The sequence below is a fragment of the Streptomyces sp. NPDC028368 genome, from assembly GCF_055565615.1.
In genome coordinates this window covers 1-17,578 of record NZ_JBVHTY010000016.1, presented here as the reverse complement: position 1 = coordinate 17,578, position 17,578 = coordinate 1, and the positions used below count along the sequence as shown (strand labels likewise).

At 71.8% G+C, this 17,578-nt stretch carries 15 protein-coding genes; 7 read left to right on the top strand and 8 right to left on the bottom strand.

Annotated elements, in window-relative coordinates; genetic code table 11:
* The first annotated feature begins 69 nt into the window (after positions 1–69).
* Positions 70–507 (top strand): nuclear transport factor 2 family protein, encoded by a 438-nt coding sequence (locus ACZ4S3_RS30810; RefSeq protein WP_467939962.1) that lies wholly within the window; start codon positions 70–72, stop codon positions 505–507.
* Between the two features lie 16 nt (positions 508–523).
* On the opposite strand, the gene ACZ4S3_RS30805 is transcribed toward ACZ4S3_RS30810, so the two are convergent.
* Complete coding sequence (locus ACZ4S3_RS30805) at positions 524–1,336, bottom strand: helix-turn-helix transcriptional regulator (protein ID WP_467939958.1); 813 nt, start codon at positions 1,334–1,336, stop codon at positions 524–526.
* Positions 1,337–1,468: 132 nt separating this feature from the next.
* Here ACZ4S3_RS30805 and ACZ4S3_RS30800 point away from each other — a divergent pair, with 132 nt between their 5' ends.
* Positions 1,469–1,780, top strand: coding sequence for a 4a-hydroxytetrahydrobiopterin dehydratase (locus ACZ4S3_RS30800; protein WP_467940426.1), 312 nt, complete (start codon positions 1,469–1,471; stop codon positions 1,778–1,780).
* Positions 1,781–1,805: 25 nt separating this feature from the next.
* On the opposite strand, the gene ACZ4S3_RS30795 is transcribed toward ACZ4S3_RS30800, so the two are convergent.
* On the bottom strand, positions 1,806–2,729 hold the full coding sequence (locus ACZ4S3_RS30795) for a YihY/virulence factor BrkB family protein (RefSeq protein ID WP_467939954.1): 924 nt from the start codon (positions 2,727–2,729) through the stop codon (positions 1,806–1,808).
* Between the two features lie 387 nt (positions 2,730–3,116).
* The gene (locus ACZ4S3_RS30790) at positions 3,117–4,232 is read right to left on the bottom strand and encodes a DUF1266 domain-containing protein (RefSeq protein ID WP_467940423.1); all 1,116 of its coding nucleotides are present in this window, start codon (positions 4,230–4,232) and stop codon (positions 3,117–3,119) included.
* A 120-nt stretch (positions 4,233–4,352) separates the two neighbouring features.
* Here ACZ4S3_RS30790 and ACZ4S3_RS30785 point away from each other — a divergent pair, with 120 nt between their 5' ends.
* A complete protein-coding gene (locus ACZ4S3_RS30785) occupies positions 4,353–5,276 on the top strand; it encodes a class I SAM-dependent methyltransferase (RefSeq protein ID WP_467939950.1) in 924 nt (307 codons plus the stop codon).
* Positions 5,277–5,285: 9 nt separating this feature from the next.
* Here ACZ4S3_RS30785 and ACZ4S3_RS30780 read toward each other — a convergent pair whose 3' ends face one another.
* The gene (locus ACZ4S3_RS30780; RefSeq protein ID WP_467940420.1) at positions 5,286–6,143 is read right to left on the bottom strand and encodes a class I SAM-dependent methyltransferase; all 858 of its coding nucleotides are present in this window, start codon (positions 6,141–6,143) and stop codon (positions 5,286–5,288) included.
* A gap of 160 nt (positions 6,144–6,303) precedes the next feature.
* On the opposite strand from ACZ4S3_RS30780, the gene ACZ4S3_RS30775 reads away from it, so the two are divergent.
* The 3 genes from ACZ4S3_RS30775 to ACZ4S3_RS30765 all read left to right on the top strand — a co-directional run bounded on the left by ACZ4S3_RS30775 (position 6,304) and on the right by ACZ4S3_RS30765 (position 10,846).
* On the top strand, positions 6,304–6,924 hold the full coding sequence (locus ACZ4S3_RS30775) for a TetR/AcrR family transcriptional regulator (RefSeq protein ID WP_467939947.1): 621 nt from the start codon (positions 6,304–6,306) through the stop codon (positions 6,922–6,924).
* 151 nt (positions 6,925–7,075) lie between these two features.
* Positions 7,076–9,139: a hypothetical protein gene (locus ACZ4S3_RS30770; RefSeq protein WP_467939944.1), complete on the top strand. Its 2,064-nt coding sequence runs from the start codon at positions 7,076–7,078 to the stop codon at positions 9,137–9,139.
* A gap of 3 nt (positions 9,140–9,142) precedes the next feature.
* Positions 9,143–10,846: a hypothetical protein gene (locus ACZ4S3_RS30765; protein ID WP_467939940.1), complete on the top strand. Its 1,704-nt coding sequence runs from the start codon at positions 9,143–9,145 to the stop codon at positions 10,844–10,846.
* Positions 10,847–10,968: 122 nt separating this feature from the next.
* Here the strand turns inward: ACZ4S3_RS30765 and ACZ4S3_RS30760 are convergent, their stop codons facing one another.
* The 4 genes from ACZ4S3_RS30760 to ACZ4S3_RS30745 form a co-directional block, all read right to left on the bottom strand.
* Complete coding sequence (locus ACZ4S3_RS30760; RefSeq protein WP_467939937.1) at positions 10,969–11,760, bottom strand: VOC family protein; 792 nt, start codon at positions 11,758–11,760, stop codon at positions 10,969–10,971.
* 317 nt (positions 11,761–12,077) lie between these two features.
* On the bottom strand, positions 12,078–12,911 hold the full coding sequence (locus ACZ4S3_RS30755; RefSeq protein WP_467939933.1) for an aldo/keto reductase: 834 nt from the start codon (positions 12,909–12,911) through the stop codon (positions 12,078–12,080).
* A 144-nt stretch (positions 12,912–13,055) separates the two neighbouring features.
* A complete protein-coding gene (locus ACZ4S3_RS30750) occupies positions 13,056–14,882 on the bottom strand; it encodes an AMP-dependent synthetase/ligase (protein ID WP_467939929.1) in 1,827 nt (608 codons plus the stop codon).
* Between the two features lie 281 nt (positions 14,883–15,163).
* Positions 15,164–16,027, bottom strand: a complete 864-nt coding sequence (locus ACZ4S3_RS30745) for a LysR family transcriptional regulator (protein WP_467939926.1) — start codon at positions 16,025–16,027, stop codon at positions 15,164–15,166.
* A gap of 199 nt (positions 16,028–16,226) precedes the next feature.
* Here ACZ4S3_RS30745 and ACZ4S3_RS30740 point away from each other — a divergent pair, with 199 nt between their 5' ends.
* Entirely contained in the window at positions 16,227–17,360 is a 1,134-nt protein-coding gene (locus ACZ4S3_RS30740) for a bile acid:sodium symporter family protein (RefSeq protein WP_467939924.1), read from the top strand.
* Positions 17,361–17,578 lie beyond the last annotated feature (218 nt).

Below are 17,578 nucleotides of genomic sequence, written 5' to 3'. Positions count from 1 at the left end.
CCGGCCCGTGAACCGGTATCCGACAACGACCGTGCCACCGCACTCGGACCTCACAAGGAGCGCGCCGCCATGACCACTCAGCACGTACAGCAGCAGGCAACCGCCCAGTCGGCCCCGGCCCCGCAGGGGAACGACGGATACGCGGCCGCCGTCAGCCGGTACTTCGAGGCGTGGAACGCGACCGGCGAGGCGGCCCTCGCCAAGGCCGTCGCCGCCGCGTTCGCCGACGACGCGACCTACACCGACCCGCTGGCCGACGTCGCCGGCCACGACGGGCTCGCGGCCGTGATCACCGGAGCGCATGCGCAGTTCCCGGGTTTTGTGTTCCGGCTGTTGGGGGGCGTGGACGGGCACCACGACACGGCACGGTTCGGTTGGGAGCTGATCAGCGAGGACGGGGGAGGCGCGGCGCCGGTCGCCGGGTTCGATGTGGTGCGGCTGGCCGAGGACGGGCGGATCCGGTCGGTGTGCGGGTTCCTGGACCGGGTGCCCTCCTCGGCGGGATGAGTCGCGGGGCGTCCCGTTACGGGGCCGGCTTCCGCAGATGGGCGGCCGTCTCCGGGTCGGCGGGCAGGAAGGTTTCCACCGCCAGTTCGGAGACGGTCACATCCATCGGGGTGTTGAACGTGGCGATGGTGGAGATGAAGGTCAGCACGGTGCCGTCGTGCTCGATCATCATGGGCAGCGCGAACGGCGGGTGATCGCCGAAGGACGCCACCTCCCGCCCGCCCTCGGGCAGCGGATATTCCCGAACCTCGTCGTAGAGGGCCCGCAGCGGCGCGGACCGCAGCAGCGCCAACTGCCGCTCCATCTGGGCGAAGAGATGACCGCGCCACTCCAGGAAATTGCGGATGCGGGGCGCCAGTCCGCCCGGATGCAGGGTGATCCGCATGGCGTTCAGCGGCGGCCGCAGCAGGGACTCGTCGACGCCCTCCAGCAGCATGGCGATGCCCCGGTTCGCCGCCTGGACGTTGTACATACCGTCCATCACCAGAGCGGGGAACGGCTCGTAGCCGGTCAGCAATCGCTCCATGCCCGCGCGCAGGGTCTCCATCGAGGGGGCGTCCAGCGGCGTCTCCGTAAAGGTCGGCGCGTAACCCGCCGCAATCAGCAGGGCGTTGCGCTCCCGTACGGGGACATCGAGGTGTTCGGCGAGCCGCAGCACCATCTCCTGGCTGGGACGGGAGCGGCCGGTCTCGATGAAGCTGATGTGCCGGGCGGAGGAATCGGCGCGCAGGGCCAGTTCCAGCTGGCTGATCTTGCGGCGGTCGCGCCATTCGCGCAGCAGTATCCCCACACCCGTGGTCGTCGGCGCGGGCGCCGCGGCAGTCGTCATGGGAGGGACGCTAGCCGACGCGCACCGCGAAGGCGGGTGATCTCCCGGACTCGTGCTACCCGCCGGTTATGGTCCACGCTGGAACTGCCACAGTGGCCACGCAACAGCGCATACGGTGACGAGGTGAGCGCCATGAACGCCCAGGTGGAACCGCTCAGCGGCGAGGAGATCGAGGACCGGCTCGGGGAGCTGCCCGACTGGTTCGTCGGGGGGGAGCTGCTGCGCCGCCGCTACGCCTTCGACCGGCACCTTCCCGCCGCCGTGATGGTCATCCATATCGCGCAGATCCAGGAGGAGTTGGGCCATCACGCCGCGCTGACCCTGACCTACAACCGGCTGGCCGTCGCGGTGAACACCCACAGCGCCGACGGCCGGATCACCGACCTCGACTTCGCTCTCGCGCGCCGGATCGAGGAGATCGCCCCCAGCCACAACGCACGCTGAGCCCCCGCCCCCGCCCGCGCCGGCGTCAGGTGTGTTCGGGCACCTTCACAGAGCGGCCCGCGCGGACCAGCTCCACGTTGAACTGGGCCCCGGACAGCAGTGACAGATGCGAGAACCACAGCCAGATGAGGAACACCAGCGGGCCCGCGAGCGAGCCGTAGAGGCGGTTGAAGGTGCCGACGTACGACACATAGGCCGAAAAGCCCGCGGAGGACACCAGCCACAGCAGAACCGCCACTATTCCGCCGGGCGCCGCACGCCGTACGCCACGTGAGGTCGGCGGCCCGGAGCGGAACAACACCATGGCCAGTACGGCGGCCAGAAGCAGCAGCAGCGGCCACTTCAGCAGGTTCCAGGTGGCCTCGCCCGCCTCGCCCAGGCCGAGCGCCCGGCCGAGGGCGCGCGCGATCGGCCCGCTCACCAGCAACACCACCGCGCTGCTGATCAGCAACGCCATCAGCAGCAGCGCGGTCGCGAGAATGCGCGGCGCCTTGCGCCACGGCGGCCGGTCGTCCTTCGTACGGTGCATGGCATGCAGCGCCCGCCGGAACACCGCGAGATAGCTGCACGACGACCACAGCGCACTGACCAGCGCGCCGCCCACCACGACCCAGGCCGCGGTGCGCTGATGGGCCATGACGATCAGCGCATGACGCACGGCCGCGCCGGTGCCGGCCGGTGCGATGGAGCTGATCTGCTGGATGAGCTGCTCGGTGGCCGAGGGGTCGGCGAGGCCGATCAGCGACACCGTGACGATGATCGACGGGAGCAGCGCCAGCACCGAGTAGTAGGTGAGGCTGGCCGCCCAGTCCGTCACATCGTCGCGCCAGACGGAGAGCGGCGTACGGCGCAGCGCGGTACGGCACTGCGCCCAGGTCGGCAGGGCCGTGTGGGCCGGCGGGCCGGCGGGAGGGGCGGAGGTTACCGGCGGAGCGGCGTCAGTGCCCATGGCGGTCTCCCGGTGTCACGATCCGCGGTGACCGTGACCGTGACCGTGACCGTGACCGTGACGGCGACAGCCGCACCCGCAGCCGCAGTCCACCGCGCGGCCGGGCCCGGCCGGTGCGCCCGTGGCGCATAGCGCTCCCGCCCATGTCGTGTCGTCCTCTCTGTCGGTCCGTCCGTCCGTTGAGCCGGCCGGTCGGGTCCGTGGTTCCTGCCCTTGCTCCCTGCCCTGTCGGCCGTGATGTGTGCCGGGCGTTTTGGTCCGCATCATCCCCCGGCTCCGCGGCCGTCCCCCGGACAACCGCCGGCCCCCTGATCCCGGCTCGGCCCCGCCGCGTCACCCGTACGGATGACCAGCCGGTGGCCGCGGTGGGGCGGGGCGGCGGGGGCGTCAGGCGAAGGGGAGGCCCCGCCACGGCGAAGCCGGGTCCTGGGCGAGGACGCGGTGGATGTGCAGGGTCTCGGCGTACTGCGGGCCGAACCAGCCGTTGTCGTACGCCAGCAGGCGGCCCAGCGCATAGCCGGCGGCGAACTCCTCCCACGAGCCGTAGACCTCCCTGGCCTGCGCGCCGACCTGCAGCACGGCCTGCTCGGCCTGCGGCGGCGCGCACAGCCGGGCGCTCAGGCCCCAGCGGGCGAGGTTCACCGCGTGGACGTGGTCGAGGGCGACCAGGGACACCACCTGGCCGTCGGGCGGCAGCACCCCGTCCGTACGGAAGCGTTCCTCGTAGCGGGTGACGAGTTCGGGGAGGCCAGGGGCCGCCGTGTCACCGGACTTCCCGGAGCCCGCCGCATCCGCCGCATCCGCCGCGTCCTGTGTGTCCTCTGCGTCCTGTGTATCCGGTGTGCCCGGCGGCAGACGGGCCGCGGCCCGCTCGCGCAGCCCCGCCTCCGTCTCGGCCGGTACGAACTGGGCGCCGAGCAGCTGGTCAAGCCGCTGCTGCCAGCTCGCCGGGTCGGTCACCGACCACTGTTCGCGCAGCGTCCCGGCGTCCGTGGCAGGGTCGAGGAAGGCCGTGCCGAGCTCGTTCCACGGGACGCTGTGGTGCACCGCGAGGGGCGCGCCGCAGGCCAGCCCCTGGGCGAGCGGACCGTGCAGCGGGCCGCCGTAGTGCGTGGCGAGCAGCCCGCCGGGCCGTACGCCCACCTGGGCCCGGATCCGCATCCAGGCGGCGCGGTGGCCGGGCGTCGCGGCCAGGTACGCGGCGGACGGCGTTCCCGGGTTGACCGCCAGGCGCCACTTGTCGTTGGGCCAGTCCTGGGCCAGTTCCTCGACCGAAACCCGGTCGAAAAACTGCTGCGGCTGCCAGGGCGGCAGCATGCCGCGCGTCAGGACGGGAATGCACTTACCGCCCGCCGCGGGATCGTCGTAGACGGGCAGTGGGTCCTGACCCTGCTGTGGCGCCGCCAAATACAGATCCTCGCCGGCGATCGCCGCGACCTGTCCGTCCCAGTCACCGCGTGCCGTCGCTTCGCACAGCCGCCGCTCCGTGTCGGTCGGCGGCATCCATCCCGGAGTAGCCACGGGCCAGACCCTACGGTGAGCCGGTGGTCCGGCGGGAACCGGGGGTTGCCGAACCGGCAAGGAAGGTTGCCCGGGAACGATCCGTATCGGAGGCTCGACCGCATGAGCAATCCACCTCTCGCCGGCAGTCACCACCACCCCGGACACGGCCACGACCAGGACACCACCCACGTGGACTGGGCGGTGCTCGGCCCGCACCTCGAACGGGGCGCCGAGGTACACACGCCGGTCTACGAGCAGACGGCGGGGTGGCTGCGCGAGCTGCTCACCGCCGCCGGCGGGCCCGGCCCCGACGCGGTGCGCCGGGTGCTCGACATCGGCAGCGGACCGGGCGTCGCCGGCTGCGTCCTCGCGCAGGCCTTTCCCGCCGCCGAGGTGGTCGCGGTGGACGCGACCGAAGCCCTCCTGGAGCGGGCCCGCGACCGCGCCGACCGGCTCGGTCTCGGCGACCGCTTCCACACTCATGTCGCCGAGGTCCCGGACGGGCTGGACGCGCTCGGCGGCGCCGATCTCATCTGGTCCAGCCGGGCGCTGCACCACGTCGGTGACCAGCGGGGCGCGGTGGCCGCCCTCGCCGGGCATCTGCGGCCCGGCGGTCTGCTGGCCATCGCCGAGGGCGGTCTGGCGCCCCGCTTTCTGCCGCGCGACTTCGGCATCGGCCGCCCGGGGCTGCAGTCCCGCCTCGACGCGGCCGGTGAGGAGTGGTTCACGCAGATGCGGACGGCGCTGCCGGACGCCGAGGCGGCCATCGAGGACTGGCCCGCCTTCCTGGCCGACGCCGGTCTGCGCACCCCGCGCTCCCGCGGCTTCCTCCTGGACCTGCCGGCCCCGCTGTCCACCGCCGCACGTGACTATGTCGTCGCCAATCTCTCCCAGGTCATCGAGGCGTACGGCGACCAGCTGGACGAGGACGATCTGACCACCCTCGCCCGCCTCACCGATCCGCACGACGCGGCCGGTCTCGCCCGCCGTCCGGACGCCTTTCTGCTGGCGGTCCAGACGGTGCACACCGCCCGCGCGCAGTAACCCGGCCCGCTACGGCGCCACTTGGCGGATAGCGGTGACCAGCCACCCCGTGCCGCGCAGCCGCACCCCGCCTCCGTCGCCGTCCTCGTGCGCACGCAGGGCAGCGGTCAGCGCCTTGCGGGCGCAGTCCCCTGCCTCCGGCGTGACCTGGCTGGTCAGGTGGCGTCCGGGGCCGGAGTCCAGCAGAAGCGAGGCCGCGTCCTCGGCGTCCCGGCCCCAGGTTCCGTACCCCGTCGCATGGGTTGCGGTGATGTCCGTGAACCCGGCCGCGGACAGCACCTCGCGGATGCGCTCCGGGTCGGCGAGGGAGAACATCCCCGCGCCGCCCGGGGCGCCGAAGGCCCCGATGGGCAGATAGGCGCGCAGCGCCGTCATGGCCCCCAGCCACTCATTGCCCTCGGGGCCCGCGCCGCAGACGAACGCCATCCGGCCGCCGGGGCGCAGCGCGCCGCGGATGTGGGCGAAGGCGGCGACGGGATCGGTGAAGAACATCACCCCGAAGCGGCTGATCGCGACGTCGAAGGTGTCCGGTGGGAGCGGGTGGGTCTGTGCGTCGCCCTGCTCGAAGGTCACGTTCGCGAGATTCTCCCGTGCCGTGGTGGCACGGGCGCGCTCCAGCATCGGACCGGAGAGATCCAGCCCCAGGACCCGCCCGTCGATCGCCTGGCGCGCGGCCAGCCGGGTCGTGTATCCGGCGCCGCAGCCCACATCGAGGACGCGATCACGCGCCCCGATCGCGGCGGCCGTGAACAGGGTCTCGTTGAAGCCCGCGTTCACCGCGTCCCAGCGGTCCTGATGGCGGGCCCAGTGGGTGCCTTCGTAACCGTTCCATGCCTTCTCCTGCTCGGTGTCGGCGATCTGCCGCATGCCGTCGACCTCCTGCGGGCGCGGGCCGTCCACGCCTAGTATGGGCAAGTGCCCAAACAGTATGGGCACATGCCCAAACTGGCAACCCCCGTCGTACGCAATCCGGTTGACCAACGGCGACGCCGGAGGGGCCATGAGCCCGTACGGGAAGAGAGGTCCTATGTCACCGCGTGGAGTGGCGATCCCCGACGTCCGCGAGCGGCTGTTCGCCGCCGCCGAGCGGCTGCTGGCGCGCGAAGGTCCCGGGGCCCTGACGGGGCGGGCGATCACCGGTGAGGCCGGCTGCGCCAAGGGCCTGCTGAACGCCCACTTCGCCGGGCTGGACGAGTTCATCGCGGAGCTCTGCCTGGACCGCTTCGCCCGCACCGCGCGGACGGCCGCGGAACTCCCCGCGCGCGCAGGTCAGGACACCATCGCCGAGAACCTCGGCACCGTCGCGCACGTGCTGCTGGATTCCGCGGGCCCCACGGTCGCGGCCCTCGCCCTCACCCGGCCCGCCGCCTTCCTGCGCGTACGCCAGGAGCTGGAGGCCGGAGCCCCGGGCTTCGCCGCCGTGGAGGAGTCGATCGCCACCTACCTGCGTGCCGAACAGCGCCTCGGCCGCCTGGCGGAGGGCACCGACACCGGCGCGGTCGCGCTCGCGCTGGTCGGCACCGTCCACCATCTGCTCATGACCGGCTGGTCCGGCGCACCGGACTCCCGCGCGCAGGCGGAGCGGTTGGTCGCCATGCTGGTCACCACCGCCGGGTCCGCCGCCACCGGGACCGCGGGCCCGCCGTGAGGCGGTTAGCGGCCTTGAGTACGCAGTGCAACCGCGGTGGCCGGCCCGGATGCCACGTGCCGGGCGGCGCGGGCACATACGCTGGGGCGGTTCGCGGTGGGGGAACCTCCGGCGTCCTGGGCGCGTTGGGGGAGATGCGGAGGGGGGAACGGTGGACAGCGACAGCATCGAGGGCGCGGGCGAAAGCGTCCGTAACGTTGTATCGGGGGACGCGGTCGCCCATGGTGCACTCATCCAGGCCGCACGGATCGGAACCATCGCCATCGGCGGCGCGCAGCGGCCGGTACTGATCCCCCGTCAGGTCCCTCCGCCACGAGGAGGTTTCGTCAACCGGACGCAGGAGTTCGCCGATCTGAGCGCGGCGGCCGACTCCTACGGCGAAGGCGGCCCGCCGGGCACGATCGTGATCACCGGACTGGGCGGCGTCGGCAAGACGGAACTGGTCTCCCAGTGGGTCTGGCGCGACCTCGCCGACCGCTTCCCCGACGGACAGCTCTACGTCGACCTCGCCGAGGTGCGCCGCGACGGCGGTATCGACGTGGGCGGCGTCATCGGGACCTTCCTGCGCGCCCTGGACATCGACGAGAGCTTCATTCCCGCGGGGCTGTCCGACCGGGCGAAGCTCTTCCGTACGGCCACGGCCGGCCGCCGGCTGCTGGTGGTCATCGACAACGCCCAGCATGCCGCCGAGGTCCGGCCGATTCTGCCCAGCCGCGGCCTGGCCGTCGTGCTCAGCCGCACCCGGCTGACCTCCCTGGAGCTGGACGGAGCGGCGCCGGTCGTCGTGGATCCGCTCGACATCGCGGCCGGTCTCCAACTGGTGGGACGCTGGCGGGACTCCACGGCGGACACGGGTGCCGCACAGCGGCTCGTCGAGGTGTGCGGCGGACTGCCGCTGGCCCTGCGAGCGGCCGGTGAGTGGCTCATCGAGCGCCCGCACCAGAGCCTGCAGGCCGTGGTCCGCGAGCTGGCCGACGAGCACCGGCAGTCGATGGGGGTACGGGAGTCGGCGACGGCCGTCTTCGACGCCGTCACCGAGACCTTCCCCGAGCACACCCGGGCCCTCTACCGCTTCCTGGGATGCTTCCCCGGCACGACCTTCACCGCCGCCGTCGCCGAGGCCGCCCGCGTACCGCGGTTCGAGGACGGGCTGCGCGATCTGCGCACCGCGCATATGGCGGTGGGCGCGGGGGAGCCGGACCGGTTCCGGCTGCACGATGTGGTGGCGGCGCACGCCCGCGCCCGTAGCCGCACCGAGCCCCAGGCCGACCTGCGGCCGGTCCGACGCCGGGTGACCGACTTCTACGTCGCCACCGCCGCCCGCGCCGACCAGCTCGTGATGGGACAGCGCCTCCGCCTCCAGGAGCCTCCCGGCGAAGCGGACCGGCGGCTGTTCACCACCAAGGCCGAGGCCCTGGAATGGCTCAACGCCGAACGCGCCAACCTCCTGGCCGTGCTGCGGGCCGCCTCCGACGAGGGCCGGCACGACGCCGTCTGGCGGCTGTGCGAATCGCTCTGGGCGCTCTACCACAACCGCAAGCACTATGCGGACTGGATCGAGTCCCACCGGCTGGGCATTGCGGCGGCGCAGGCGGCGGGCCGGACCGACGCACAGGTCAGGATGCACAACCAACTGGCCCGCGCACACTACTCGTTGGGCGAGTACGACGTCGCCGAGACGGAGCTGAGCCGCGCCGAGAAGCTCCTGGGAGCGGTCGCCGACGCACGGCTCCCCGGCATCATCTGGGAGACCCAGGGCCTGCTGCGGCTCGCCGTGGACCGGCCCGACGACGCCATCGAGCTGTTCCAACGGGCCCTGCGCGCCAACGAGGGCGACACCCACGGCATCGTGGTGCAGAGCTACAACCTCGGCCAGGCGATCCTTGCCGCCGGCCGCCCTCAGGAGGCCCTGGACCTGCTCACCGAGGCGCTGGCCACGGCCGAGGCCGAGGGCGACGACTCCATGCGGCTGCGCGTCGGCATCGTCCGCGGCCGGGCACTGCAGGCCCTCGGGCTCACCGCCCCCGCACTCGAGGCCGTCACCGATGCGGCGCTGCTGGCGGGCGAACTGGCCCAGCTCGCCAAACTCGAGCAGGCGCTGGAGCTCGCCGAGGAGCTCGGCAAGCAGATACACAACGCCCAGGTGCGGCAGGCGAGCCGGGGCAAGGTACGGGAGCTGCGGCAGCGCGTCGGCCTCGGTGAGAGGGCGGCCTGACCCGTGCCCCTCCCGCCCCGCCGCCGGGCCTGGCGCCGGCGGTCGCGCTGGAACACCGTGCGCGAGGACGCCCAGGTGCTCGGCGTCGCCCGCACGCTCACCTCGGCGACCCGGCTGATGGACGTGATGCGGCTGCTGCGGCCGGAGGACGGCATCGGCGTGACGTTCACCGTCAACCCGGGGTCGGCCTTCAGCGACGGGCTGGCGGACTACTTCGGCGGGCTGGGCGCGAGCGTGCTCAGCTGGCGGGAGGCGACCCGGCGGTCCTTCGATCTGGCCGTGGCGTGTGCGGTGCATCCGTCCATGCGGCGGCTGGACGCGCCGCTGCTGGTCATGCCGCACGGCGCCGGATACAACCGGCTGGTCGTCGAGTCCACCGGGGAGCCGGGCGCCCCCGCGGGGCTCTCCCGGCGGGAGTTGACGCGGTGGGGGCGGGTGCTGCCGGCCGCGATCGGGGTCTCCCACGAGGACCAGATCGCCCGCCTCGGGCAGACCTGCCCCGAGGCCGTCCCGGTGGCCCGTCTCATCGGCGACTACTGCTGGGACCGGATCGCGCAGAGCGTGCCCCGGCGCGATCTCTACCGGGCGGCGCTCGGCGTCGCGAACGGCCGCCGACTGGTCGTCATCAACAGCACCTGGAGCGAGCATTCGCTGCTCGGGCGGTGCCCGGACCTGCCACTGAGGATGGTCACGGCGCTGCCGGCGGATGAATTCGCGGTCGCGCTCGTCCTACATCCCAATGTGTGGGCCCGGCACAGCCGGCAGCGCATCCGTGAGCGGCTGAGGAAGGAGATGGCTGCCGGGCTGCTGCTCCTGCCGCCGGAGGAGGGCTGGCGGGCCGCGATGATCGCCGGTGACTGGGTGGTGGGTGACCACGGCAGCACCACGTTCTACTCGGCGGCCCTGCGGCGCGTACTGCTGCTCGCGGCCACCGGCCTCGACGAGCTGGACCCGGCCTCGCCCACGGCGGCCTTCAGCCGCGCGGCCACCCGGCTGGACCCGGACGGTGATCTGCTCGAACAGCTCCTGACCGCCGCCGAGAAGCACAGCCCCGAGCAGCTGCAGGACGCCGTCGACCGGCAGTTGGCCGTACGGGGCGAGGCGGGGCGGCGTCATCAGGAGGTGATGTACGGATTCCTGGAGCACCGCCAGGTCCGCCGGCCCACGGATCCGCCCGCTCCGGATCCGGTCCCGGAGCCCCGCCCCGAACGGCGTCTGGGACCGACCGCATACGACGTGACGGGCGAGGTGCTGGCCGACGACTCCGTGGCGGTCCGACGGTGGCCGGTCGTCGCCCACCACCATGAGGAGTCCCGGGGCTTCTTCGCGGTGACGGCGCAGGAGACCCACCCGGTCTGGCAGGCGACCGCGGCGGTGACCGCCCGTACGGTCCTCGACGCCGAACTCGCCCCCGCGGACTGGCTGCACCGGCAGATCCAGGACCCGTCCTCGGGCCTGGACGTCGCGGTCGCCGCCCTCGCGGACGACCGCTGCCTGCTCCTGCTGCGGCGCGGCGGGACGCTGCTGGAGGCGCACGCCCCGCGCTCGTGGGGCGAGCCCCGGCCCTGCCTGGATCCGCTGCTGCTCGGCGCGGCGGTGAATGTGTGGCTGAACGCGGCGCGTACGGCGGGGGAGCTGGCCGCCCACGGGCTGGTCGTCCGTACCGGATCGCGTGCGGTGAAGGTGGCCTTCACCGCACAGCCGTAGGGGTCCGTCGGCCGTAGGGATCCTCAGCCGTACGAGCCGGTCATCCGTACGAGCCGGTCATCCGTGCGGGCCCGTCAGCGTGTGGGCCCGTCACTCGTACCGGCCCACACGCCAGGAGAGGCTCAACTCTGGTTCATCGGCTTGGGGTTGATCACGGCGAAGGGCGCGCCCTGCGGGTCCTGTACGACGGCCATCCGTCCGGCCACCATGTCGAACGGCGGCTTGAGCGTCGCCCCACCGGCCTCCTGCAGTTTGGCGACCGTCGCGTCGGTGTCCGCCACCGAGAAGTACGTCAGCCAGTGGGAAGGTGTGCCGGCGGGCACTCCGGCGGGCATCGACTGGAGCCCGCCCACCGGGCGTCCCTGCACACCGAGAGCGAAGTAGCCCTCGGCGCCTTCCATGGGATCGGTCTGGATACCGAGGATGGCCTCGTAGAAGGCGGCCGCGGCGTCCCGGTCGGTGGTGTTGAGCTCGTTCCAGATCACGGCGCCGTGCTCGTTGACGATGCCGGCGCCGGGGAAGTCGCGGGCCTGCCAGACACCGAATCCCGCACCGGTGGGGTCGGCAGCGATGCACATCCGGCCGATCGTCATGACGTCCATGACGGGCATCAGCACCGTACCGCCTGCGGAATTGACCGCTTGCTCGGTGGCATCCGCATCACCGGACGCCAGGTACGTGGTCCACACCGTCGGGGGCGCGGGCTGGCCGCCCATCGGGATCGCGGCCATGATTCCGGCCACCGGCTTGCCGTTCAGGAGGCATACGGCGTAGCCGCCGGTCTCCGGTGGCCCGATCTCTCCGGTCCACCCGAACAGGCCGGAGTAGAAGTCAATGGCGGCTTGCTGGTCGGGGGCCGCGAGATCGACCCAGCAGGGCGTCCCGGGCTCGTAGGGAGCGGTGACCTCAGGCATCGTTGCCTCCTCGGTGGGGCACCTTCCAGCCGTTGCGGCAGGGAAGAGCACGGAACGTGCCCCTGCCGCCGAGCGCAGGGACCGCCCGCTCTCCCCACACTCACCGCCGCCCGCCCGGCCCGCCACTCGGCAGCCGAACCGCCGCCGCGGACGGCCCGTACGCCGCGGTGCCGCCCGGACGGACCGGGCGGCACCGCAGCGGGTAACGCCATGACGGCGGACCGTCGGAGCGCGTGGCCCGACGGCCGGACCAGGTGGCCCGAAGCCGTATCGCGGCGGAACCTGTCGCCGCAGTTGGTGCCGCGCTCCCTATCGCCTCAGGCCATGTCGAACGTGGCCGGGTCCGGGCCGAGGCGGTTGCCCGCGTCGAGGCCGGCGACGGCGCTCAGGTCGGCGTCGTCCAGCTCGAAGCCGAAGACGTCGATGTTCTCCCGGATCCGGGACGGCGTCACGGACTTGGGAATCACGACGTTGCCGAGCTGGATGTGCCAGCGCAGCACCACCTGGGCGGGGGTCTTGCCGTGCTTCTCGGCGATCTTGCCGATGGTCGCGTCCTCGAGGAGGCCGCGGCCCTGGCCCAGCGGCGACCAGGCCTCGGTCGCGATGTGATGGCGGGCGTGCACGGCGCGCGACTCGGCCTGCTGGAACTGCGGGTGCAGCTCGATCTGATTGACCGCCGGGACGACGGAGGTCTCGCTCAGCAGCCGCTCCAGGTGGGCGGGCAGGAAGTTGGAGACGCCGATGGCCTTGGCGCGGCCCTCCGCGTAGATCTTCTCGAACGCCTTGTAGGTGTCGACGTACGCGTCCTTCGAGGGCAGCGGCCAGTGGATCAGGTAGAGATCCACGTACTCCAGGCCCAGCTTGGCCAGCGAGGTGTCGAAGGCGCGCAGGGCGGAGTCGTAGCCCTGGTCGGAGTTCCAGAGCTTCGTGGTGACGAACAGCTCGTCGCGGGCGATGCCCGAGTCGGCGAGAGCCTTACCCGTGCCTGCCTCGTTGCCGTAGACCGCGGCGGTGTCGATGCTGCGGTAGCCCGCCTCCAGGGCATGGCCGACGGCGGTCGCCGCCTCGTCGTCCGGAATCTGCCAGACGCCGAAACCGAGCTGCGGCATCGCGATGCCGTTGTTGAGCGTGATGGACGGAACCTTGCTCACGGGGGATTCGATCCTTACATCGGTCGACTTCTTCGTGCTCCGGAACGTCAACGATCATCCACCGTCGCGCATTCCCGCCGCGGGATGCGCGACGGTGAGATTTCGGCCCGGACCGGCCGGCCCGGTCGGCCGAGGCGGCGCCCGTCACCCCCGGTACAGCGCGTCCACCTCGGCGGAGTACGCCGTCTCGATCGCCTTGCGCTTGAGCTTCAGCGACGGTGTCAGCAGCCCGTGCTCCTCGCTGAACTGGTTGGCCAGTATCCGGAACGTACGGATCGACTCGGCCTGCGAGACCAGAGTGTTCGCGGCGACCACGGCACGCCGGATCTCGGTCTCCAGGTCCGGATCGCGCACCAGGTCGCCCGGCGGCATCTCCGGCTTGCCGCGCATGGTCAGCCAGTGGGCGACCGCTTCCGGGTCCAGCGTCACCAGGGCGGCGATGAACGGCCGGTCGTTGCCGACCACGATGCACTGCGCGACCAGCGGATGCGCCCGTACGCGCTCCTCCAGGGGCACCGGGGAGACCGTCTTGCCGCCGGAGGTGACCAGGATTTCCTTCTTGCGGCCGGTGATCGTCAGATAGCCGTCCTCGTCCACGGCGCCCAGGTCGCCGGTGGCGAACCAGCCGTCGTGCAGCACCGCATCGGTGGCCTTCGGGTCGTTGTGGTAGCCCTGGAAGATCTGGCCGCCGTAGATCCAGATCTCGCTGTCCTCGGCGATGTGCACGGTCGTGCCCGGTACGGGCGTGCCCACGGTGCCGAAGCGGGTCCGCTCGGGCGGATTCGCGGTGGCGGCCGCGGTGCTCTCCGTCAGGCCGTAACCCTCATAGATGATCACGCCCGCGCCGGCGAAGAACAGCCCGAGCCGGCGCTCCATCGCCGAGCCGCCCGACATCGCATGCCGCACCCGGCCGCCCATGGCGTCCCGGACCTTGCTGTAGACCAGCTTGTCGAAGATCTGATGCTGCATCCGCAGCGAGGCGCTGGGGCCCGATCCGGTGCCGAACGCCTTGTTCTCCTGCGCCTCGGCATACCGGACCGCGATCTCGACGGCCTTGTCGAACGCTCCGACCTTGCCGTCCGCCTCGGCCTTGCGCCGGGCCGCGGCGAAGACCTTCTCGAAGATGTAGGGCACCGCGAGGATGAACGTCGGCCGGAAGGTCTGCAGATCGGGCAGGAGCGCGCGGGCCGCGAGCTCGGGCTGGTGCGCCATCTTGACCCGGCCGCGGATGGCCGCGACCTGCACCATCCGCCCGAAGACATGGGCGAGCGGGAGGAAGAGCAGCGTGGCAGCCTCTTCGCCTGCCTTGGATTTGAAGACCCGCTCATAGCGCAGCACGATGTTGTCGGCCTCGGCCATGAAATTCGCATGCGTGATGACGCAGCCCTTGGGGCGGCCCGTGGTGCCCGAGGTGTAGATGATCGTCGCGGTGGCGTCCGGCGTGACGGCCATACGGTGGCGGTGCACGACGTCGTCCTCGATATGCGCACCGGCCGCGGTCAGCTCGGCCACCGGGTCGCGGTCCAGCTGCCACAGCTTCCGCAGATGCGGCAGCCGGTCGACGACCGAGCCGATCGTCATCACATGGTCCTCGTGCTCGACCAGGCACGCCGTGACGTTGGCGTTGTGCAGCATCCAGAAGACCTGCTCCGCCGACGACGTCGGATACAGCGGTATGGACTGGGCGCCGACGGACCACAGCGCGAAGTCGAACAGGGTCCACTCATAGCGGGTACGGGACATGATGCCGACCCGGTCGCCGAACCGGACGCCCTGTGCCAGCAGGCCCTTGGCGAGTGCGATGACCTCGTCCCGGAACTGACCCGCGGTGACGTTCTGCCAGCGCCCCTCGTCGTCCTTGCGTGTCAGCGCGACCTGGCCGGGATCAGCATCGGCATTGTCGTAGACGGAATCCGCCAGCCCGCCGACCCGCGGGGCGGTCGCCAAAGGGGGGACGGTGAACTCGCGCAATGACCCAGCCCTTCGTGGTGCTCCTCACAGGGCCGAGACCGTACCCCAAGGTGGCGACGTCCGGGAGGGCGGTACCACGGCGCGGACGTGCGTGCACAGGAAATGGCCAAGGTGAGAAATCGGGTTACTTCGGAGAAGCGCGGACATGATCCTGCCAATTCGTCTCCGGACTATCACCACGCCGGGACCTTTTCTGCACTAAACCTCTGCATGTACCCCGCGGCGTGGTGGGCCGGAGCGGGAGCCGTTGTGGGTTGCGGTTGTGGTTGCGCTCCCGCGGCCTATGGCATGTGCAGTCGGTCGCCGCCTGCCAGGATCGCGTCGGCCAGAGCCTCGGCCGGGCCCCGCGCCGCACGCGAGCGCTGCCCGTACAGCAGGACGAAATCCACCCCACCCAGCTCCGGCAGCCCGGCACGCGCCGGAATCCGGGCCAGACCTGGCGGGATCATGCCCATGGTGTGTGCCATAACGCCCAGTCCTGCCCGGGTTGCGGCGATCAGTCCGTTCAGGCTTCCGCTGGTGCACGCGATACGCCACTCCCGGCCCTGGCGCTCCAGCGCCTCCAGCGCACGGGCGCGGGTCACCGCGGGCGGCGGGTAGACAACCAGCGGAACCGGCCGCTGGGGATCGAGCCGCAGCCGCTCGGTGCCCACCCACACCAGCCGGTCGCGCCACACCAGCCGGCCACGCGACTCCTCCGGACCCCGCTTGGCCAGTACGAGATCGAGCCGGCCGGCCGCCAGCTGCTGGTGCAGCGTCTCCGACAGCTCGACCGTCAGTTCCAGATCGACCTCGGGGTGCTCCCGCCGGAACCCTTCGAGCACCTCCGGCATCCTGGTCAACACAAAGTCCTCCGACGCGCCGAACCGCAGCCGGCCGCGCAGCCGCGTCCCCGCGAAGAAGCTCGCGGCCCGTTCGTTGGCCTCCAGGATCGTGCGGGCGAATCCGAGCATCGCCTCGCCGTCCTCGGTCAGCTCCACGGCATGTGTATCGCGCACGAACAGCCGCCGGTCGGCGGCCTCCTCCAGCTTCCGTACGTGCTGGCTCACGGTCGACTGGCGCAGCCCCAGGCGGTGCGCGGCCTGGGTGAAGCTCAGCGTCTGCGCCACGGTGAGAAACGTGCGCAGCTGGGCGGGGTCGAACATGGCCCTCGGCCTCTCTTCCGGTCTTCGGGGTCCGCTCATCGCGTCCGTCCATCGGGGCTTGCTCATCGGGGTTTGTGATGACAGTGACCACGGTAAGAGGGGTTCCCGATCGCTGCGGCGAACGGCACCCTGGAGAGGGCTCCGTCCATGCCCCCGCCCACGCCTCCGTCCGACCCGCCGAACGATCCGAAGAGAGACCATGCGCCGCCCTTTGCTCGCCCTGCCCTCCTGGCTGCCCGTGGACGGATACATACTGGCGCTGGTGGGAACCGTCGGGCTGGCGGCGCTGCTGCCCGCGCGCGGACCGGCCGCCACCGTCGCGGAAGGCGCCTCCACCGGAGCCATCGCGCTGCTGTTCTTCCTCTACGGCGCCCGGCTCTCCACCCGCGAGGCGATGGCCGGGCTGCGCCACTGGCGGCTCCATCTCACCGTCCTGGCCTGCACCTTCGCGGTCTTCCCGCTGCTCGGCCTGGCCGCCCGCGCGCTGGTCCCCTACGTCCTGCCGCCCACCCTCTACACCGGGCTGCTGTTCCTGTGCCTGGTCCCCTCCACGGTCCAGTCCTCCATCGCCTTCACGTCCATCGCCCGGGGCAATGTGGCGGCGGCGATCTGCGCCGGATCGTTCTCCAGCATCGTCGGCATCGTCGTCACCCCGCTGCTGGCGGGCCTGGTCCTGAACGGCGGCGGCCACGGCGGTGGCTTCTCGGCCGATTCCTTGCTCTCCATCGTCTGCCAGCTGCTGCTGCCGTTCATCGCCGGGCAGCTGCTGCGCCGCTGGGTCGGCCCCTTCATCACCCGCCACAAGAAGGTCCTCGGCTATGTGGACCGCGGCTCGATACTGCTCGTCGTCTACACCGCATTCAGCGCCGGCATGGTCGAGGGCATCTGGCACCAGGTCTCGCCGCTGCGCCTGCTGTGTCTGCTGGGCGTGGAGGCCGTACTGCTGGCGCTGATGCTGACCGGCACCTCGTACGGCTCAAAGAAGCTCGGCTTCAACCGTGAGGACCGGATCGCCATCACCTTCGCCGGGTCGAAGAAGAGCCTGGCGGCCGGTCTCCCGATGGCCAGCGTGCTCTTCGGCGCACAGGCGGGGCTGGCGGTGCTGCCGCTGATGCTCTTCCACCAGATGCAGTTGATGGTGTGCGCGGTGCTGGCGAAGCGGTATGCGGCGCGGGCGGACGCGGATGCCGGGGATGCCGGAGGCGCGGCCGATCGTGATGCCGCGCCCCATACCGAGCGGACCGACTCGGGGCGGACCGATGCCGAGCGGGCCGATGCCGAGCGGACCGACACCGAGCGGACCGACGCCGTGGTGAGCGGTTCGCCGCGCTAGCCGGCCGGCCGTCGTGGTCCGGCGTGCACGGCCGCCCGGCCCGGCGGGGCGGACCCCGCCGGGTGTGAAGGCGGCACGCAGCGCCTGGAGGGGTGGTGGGGCCGGCGGGCTGCCCTCGCAGGTCCCTAGTACTGCAACCGCATGTGGCGTGACGGGTGGCGGCGGTGTTCGTTGATGTGACTGTGTGAACAGTCGCTGACGGTTGGGCAAATCGAGTC

Coding starts and splice junctions, on each gene's coding strand:
- ACZ4S3_RS30810 (WP_467939962.1), top strand. CDS start 70: ATGACCACTCAGCACGTACAGCAGCAGGCAACCGCCCAGTCGGCCCCG.
- ACZ4S3_RS30805 (WP_467939958.1), bottom strand. CDS start 1,336: ATGACGACTGCCGCGGCGCCCGCGCCGACGACCACGGGTGTGGGGATA.
- ACZ4S3_RS30800 (WP_467940426.1), top strand. CDS start 1,469: ATGAACGCCCAGGTGGAACCGCTCAGCGGCGAGGAGATCGAGGACCGG.
- ACZ4S3_RS30795 (WP_467939954.1), bottom strand. CDS start 2,729: ATGGGCACTGACGCCGCTCCGCCGGTAACCTCCGCCCCTCCCGCCGGC.
- ACZ4S3_RS30790 (WP_467940423.1), bottom strand. CDS start 4,232: ATGCCGCCGACCGACACGGAGCGGCGGCTGTGCGAAGCGACGGCACGC.
- ACZ4S3_RS30785 (WP_467939950.1), top strand. CDS start 4,353: ATGAGCAATCCACCTCTCGCCGGCAGTCACCACCACCCCGGACACGGC.
- ACZ4S3_RS30780 (WP_467940420.1), bottom strand. CDS start 6,143: ATGCGGCAGATCGCCGACACCGAGCAGGAGAAGGCATGGAACGGTTAC.
- ACZ4S3_RS30775 (WP_467939947.1), top strand. CDS start 6,304: ATGTCACCGCGTGGAGTGGCGATCCCCGACGTCCGCGAGCGGCTGTTC.
- ACZ4S3_RS30760 (WP_467939937.1), bottom strand. CDS start 11,760: ATGCCTGAGGTCACCGCTCCCTACGAGCCCGGGACGCCCTGCTGGGTC.
- ACZ4S3_RS30745 (WP_467939926.1), bottom strand. CDS start 16,027: ATGTTCGACCCCGCCCAGCTGCGCACGTTTCTCACCGTGGCGCAGACG.
- ACZ4S3_RS30740 (WP_467939924.1), top strand. CDS start 16,227: ATGCGCCGCCCTTTGCTCGCCCTGCCCTCCTGGCTGCCCGTGGACGGA.